Genomic DNA, 2,803 nt, shown 5'->3' with positions numbered 1-2,803 from the left:
GCGGCTACGGCCGAGCAGTTGTGCTCGCCGGATTACTGGGTGGATCAGGTCCGCCAACCGGTGCGGTTCGCCGATGGTGTGCGGGGGCTGCGTGGTCAGGGTGTGCGGGCCGACACCAGCACCGGAACCACACCAGCGGCCGGTGTGGGATCCTCCGTACCCGGTTCAGCGTCAGGGGCTCCCGGACCTTGTTCGATGATGACGTGCGCGTTGGTGCCGCTGAAACCGAACGACGACACCCCGGCCCGCCACGGCCGCTCCACCTGAGGCCAGGGCCTGGCCTCGGTCAGCAGCTCCATCGCGCCCGCCGACCAGTCGATGTGCGAGGACGGCGCATCCACGTGCAGCGTCTTGGGCAGCACACCGTGCCGCATGGCCATGACCATCTTGATCACACCCGCCACACCCGCAGCCGCCTGCGTGTGACCGATGTTCGACTTCACAGAACCCAGCAGCAGCGGCCGGTCCTCCGGCCGATCCTGCCCGTAGGTCGCCAGCAGGGCCTGCGCCTCGATCGGGTCACCCAGCGTCGTACCCGTACCGTGCGCCTCCACCGCGTCCACGTTGGCGGGCGTGAGCCCGGCGCCGGCCAACGCCTGCCGGATCACCCGCTGCTGCGAAGGACCGTTCGGAGCGGTCAACCCGTTGGACGCGCCGTCCTGGTTGACCGCGGAACCACGGACGACCGCCAGCACCTGGTGGCCGTTGCGGCGCGCGTCCGACAGCCGCTCCAGCACCAGCATGCCCACACCCTCGGCCCAGCTCGTGCCATCCGCCGTGTCGGCGAACGCCTTGCACCGTCCGTCGGCCGCGAGCCCGCCCTGGGCGCTGAAGTCGATGAACATGCCGGGCGTGGCCATGACGGTCACGCCACCGGCCAGCGCCAGCGAGCACTCGCCCAAGCGCAGCGCCTGCGCCGCCAGATGCAACGCCACCAGGGAGGACGAGCAGGCGGTGTCCACCGTCACCGTCGGGCCCTCCAAGCCCAGCGTGTACGCGATGCGCCCGGTGGCGATACTTCCGGCGGTCCCGGTGCTGACGAAGCCCCTCACGTCCGGCGGGAACTCAACACTCGGACCGTAGTCGTGGTAGATCACACCGGCGAACACGCCCGTACGGCTGCCGCGCAGCGAGACCGGGTCGATCCCGGCCCGCTCGAAAGCCTCCCACGACACCTCCAGCAGCAGCCGCTGCTGCGGATCCATCGCCAAAGCCTCACGCGGCGAAATGCCGAAAAATCCTGGATCGAACTCCCCGGCCGTGTGCAGGAAGCCGCCCTCACGCACATAGCTGGTGCCCCGGCGCTCCCGATCCGGGTTGTACACCACTCCGAGATCCCAGCCACGCGACGTCGGGAACTCAGTGATCCCGTCCCCGCCGTCGGCCACCAGACGCCACAAATCCTCCGGAGAGTTGACATCACCCGGAAAGCGGCACGCCATCGACACAATCGCAATCGGATCGTGCCTGCCCGACTCAACCTCCTGGAGCCGTCGACGGGTCTCGCGCAAATCGGCGGCGACCGACTTGAGGTATTCGACGAGCTTCCGGTCTTCCGACATCGGGACGGCCTCCGAAGATTACGAGGCGAGCCGGGATCACAGATCTTTAAGCTGGCCCAGTTCGCTTTCGATGATGCCGAGGAGGTCCTCGGTACTCGCCGATTCGAGCATGTCGGCGACTGCGATTTCACTAGTTTCTTGGCCGCTCGCGCTCACCTTCGCCAGCAGCTGCCGCAGCCGCGTCGCGATGCCGTTCCGGGTGATTTCGTCGAGCCCGTCCTCGGAAAGCGCGGTCTCAAATCGGTCGAGGTCGGCCAGCAACGACGGCTTCTCGGCGGCGGTCTCCCCGGGAGCGATTTCCGCGAGGAGATGTTCGGCGAGGACAGTGGGCGTGGGGTAGTCGAAGACGAGGGTGGCGGACAGGCGCAGCCCGGTGGCGGCGTTGAGCCGGTTGCGCAGCTCGATCGCGGTCAGCGAGTCGAAGCCCAGCTCGCGGAACTCACGGCGGACGTCCACCGCCGCGGGGTCGGAGTGTCCAAGGACGGCGGCGGCCTGAGCCCGGACCATGTCGGCCAGCAGGCGGACCCGCTTGGGGTTGGCCAGGCCAGCCAGCTGCCGGGACAGCGCCTCGCCCGCGCCACGCCCTCCTGCCGCCGACAGCGCGGCCGCCGTACGGCGGGTGCCGCGCACCAGGCCGCGCAGCAGCGGCGGCACCAGCTGAGCGGGCATCGCCCGCATGTTCAGCCGCACCGGGACCACGAGCGGTGAGTCCGAGCCGATGGCCGCGTCGAACAGGGCCAGCCCTTGCTCGGTGGTGATGGGCGGCAGCCCGGCGGCGGTCATCCGCTGCACATCGGCCTGCGACATGCCCCCGGTCATCCCGGTGGCCTGCTCCCACAATCCCCAGGGAAGCGACAAGCCCGGCAGCCCTCGCGCCTGGCGGTGGGCCATCAACGCGTCCAGCCAGGCATTGGCCGCCGCGTAGTTACCCTGCCCGGCACCGCCCATCAGCCCGGCCAGCGACGAGAACACCACAAACCCGGCCAGATCAAGATCTGCGGTGAGCTCGTGCAGGTGCCAGGCGGCGTCCACCTTCGGCCGCAGCACCGACTCCAGCCGCTTCGGCGTCAGCGAGGCGATGGTCCCGTCATCGAGGACTCCGGCCGCGTGGATCACCGCGGTCAGCGGATGCTCGGTGCCGATCCCGGCCAGCAGGCCGGCCACCGCACCCCGATCGGCCATGTCACAGGCGGCGACGGTCACGTGCGCGCCTTGCGCGGCCAGCTCCCGCTCCAGCTCAC

At 69.7% G+C, this 2,803-nt stretch carries 2 protein-coding genes; both read right to left on the bottom strand.

Going from position 1 to position 2,803, the window contains the following annotated elements:
* Positions 1 to 95 precede the first annotated feature (95 nt).
* Positions 96 to 1,562: a beta-ketoacyl synthase N-terminal-like domain-containing protein gene (locus ABZ260_RS49520; RefSeq protein WP_355632503.1), complete on the bottom strand. Its 1,467-nt coding sequence runs from the start codon at positions 1,560 to 1,562 to the stop codon at positions 96 to 98.
* Positions 1,563 to 1,598: 36 nt separating this feature from the next.
* The coding region (locus ABZ260_RS49515) for a beta-ketoacyl reductase (RefSeq protein WP_355632500.1) at positions 1,599 to 2,803 on the bottom strand (1,205 nt) is incomplete at its 5' end.

The sequence above is a fragment of the Streptosporangium sp. NPDC006013 genome (assembly GCF_040614275.1).
GTDB lineage: Bacteria > Actinomycetota > Actinomycetes > Streptosporangiales > Streptosporangiaceae > Streptosporangium.
The sequence above is the reverse complement of the archived record's forward strand: the minus strand, read 5'-3'. Positions and strand labels throughout refer to the sequence as shown.